Below are 2,031 nucleotides of genomic sequence, written 5' to 3'. Positions count from 1 at the left end.
GAGCAAAGCTGTATTTAAGTATACCGTAAATATTAAAAATAATAATAATATAAACTTTAAAAATTTCATTTTATAATAGTCTCCTTATGATGATATAATTTACTTTATGATTGCTATTTAAAATAGTTTTCAAATTAAATAAAAGAGTTAATCATTAACTCTTTTATTTAACTTCCATTACTTAAAGGTGTTTGACCTATGCTTTGTTTTAACATTAATATTTTCTTTTCATGCTTTAACTTCTGCGTTTCTTGAAATTTTAATTGATATTGTAGTCTAAGTAAATCTCTTTTTTCAATAACTTCTTTTAGGTTTTTAATTTCTTCTTCAGCACAACTATGCAAATATTTTTCTTTTAATGACGTTAAGTCATTTTCTTCAAAATCATTATATATTTTGTGTCTAATATTAGTTATATCGACAACTTGTTTTTTATTTTTTAAAACAGTTTTTACAGCTTTAATATTTAAAAATGGAGTACCACTTTTGTTTTTTAAAACCTGATATGTTCCTTCCACAAATAAAACTTGTTGATTTAACTTGCTATTTGTTAAATGTGTAGTATGCCTTTTGCTAAAATTTATTACTGCAATAGATGGATAAGAACCATCTATTGCTCGCATTTTTTCAATTAATCGACTTTCTCCATTTTCTAAAAATGTTAAGTTTTCTAAATCGCTACATTCTAAAGCTAGGGTTATGTATGCATCGATAATTTTCATATTTTTAAATCCTCCTATAAAACTAACTAAATAAAATTGAATAATAACTAAAAATTAAAAAGTTTCAATAGTTAAAGTAAGCAAAAAGGAATAAACCCTAATCGCTTTTATATTTACCAACACGTATACAGGTTAATTGAGTTAAATAGTATTAAAGTAAGAACTAGATAGTATTATCTTTAATCGTTTATAGCGACACCTGTAAAAGTAAAGATTTTTTTTAACATATTGATTAAAGAGAAATCTTTTTTGAAAGAATCTCTCTTAGTTATAGCGTTGTTGTCTTTACATTTATCATGTATTTTATCTATAGGTGTAGCTATATATTTATACGGAAGAACCACTTTACCACTAAACTCACTTTTTTCAGAATTCATAATTTTTTTTATAGAAAAGTGATATTCTAAATTTTCATATATATCGTTCCATAGAATAGTATTTGAATGTATATTATATATTCCATTACTAGAAATATCATTATCCAGTATATGTATAAATGATCCATCTATGCTTCTTATAATATTGTTAACTTCAATAGGTGATGAATCGAAATTAAATTCATAATTATTTAAAACAATTTCTTGGTTTTGTAGGTCTAAAAGACCGATGTTATTTAGACCATTTAAAGTGTTTAAGTTTCTTACTCTATTATTATTTAAACTAAGACAAACTAAATTGGTCAATTTTGATAGAGGACTTAAATTTTCTATTTGGTTTGAACTCAAATCTAAATAGTTTAAGTTAGTTAATTTCTTTAAAGGTTCTAAGTTGGTTATATAATTTTCACTTAAAGTCAAATAAGTTAAGTTAGTTAAGTTTTGTAAATAAGTTATGTTATTGATTTTATTTTCATCTATATTTAGAGTAACGAGCTCTTTTAGGTTGCATATAGGGCTTAAATCACTAATCTCATTTTTTGATAACCCAAGATAACTCAAGTTTTTACAATACTGAAGGCCTTCAAGATTGTTTATTCCCACTCCAGTTAAATTTAATGCTAGCAGACTCTCTAATTGAACTTTAGTTATAGGGGCATCATCAGGGGAGTTAAATTTTGTGTTAAGAGCTTTCTTTAAGTTGAAATCGGGTATATTAATAACTTCATGTCTATTTATTAGTATATTTTCTTTTTTCTTAATATCAGTAGTTAAGTTTACAATTGCTTGTTCCATGTATATTCTCCTTTTATCATTAAAAATCTTATATAGTGATAAATTTATTTTTTATGTTAATATTTTTTATATTATAAAATGCATGAATTTCATGCATTTATAATATAAGAGGTAAATAAAAACAAAAAGGTTCAATT

2 protein-coding genes are annotated in these 2,031 nt (G+C 23.9%); both read right to left on the bottom strand.

What is annotated here, in order from left to right; genetic code table 11:
- Positions 1-167: 167 nt before the first annotated feature.
- Complete coding sequence (locus tag VN21_RS07340) at positions 168-722, bottom strand: hypothetical protein (protein ID WP_046822680.1); 555 nt, start codon at positions 720-722, stop codon at positions 168-170.
- Between the two features lie 179 nt (positions 723-901).
- Complete coding sequence (locus VN21_RS17840) at positions 902-1,894, bottom strand: leucine-rich repeat domain-containing protein (RefSeq protein ID WP_052952004.1); 993 nt, start codon at positions 1,892-1,894, stop codon at positions 902-904.
- Positions 1,895-2,031: the final 137 nt, after the last annotated feature.

The organism is Paraclostridium benzoelyticum (assembly GCF_001006285.1).
In the GTDB taxonomy this organism is placed as follows: domain Bacteria; phylum Bacillota; class Clostridia; order Peptostreptococcales; family Peptostreptococcaceae; genus Paraclostridium; species Paraclostridium benzoelyticum.
The sequence above is the reverse complement of the archived record's forward strand: the minus strand, read 5'-3'. Positions and strand labels throughout refer to the sequence as shown.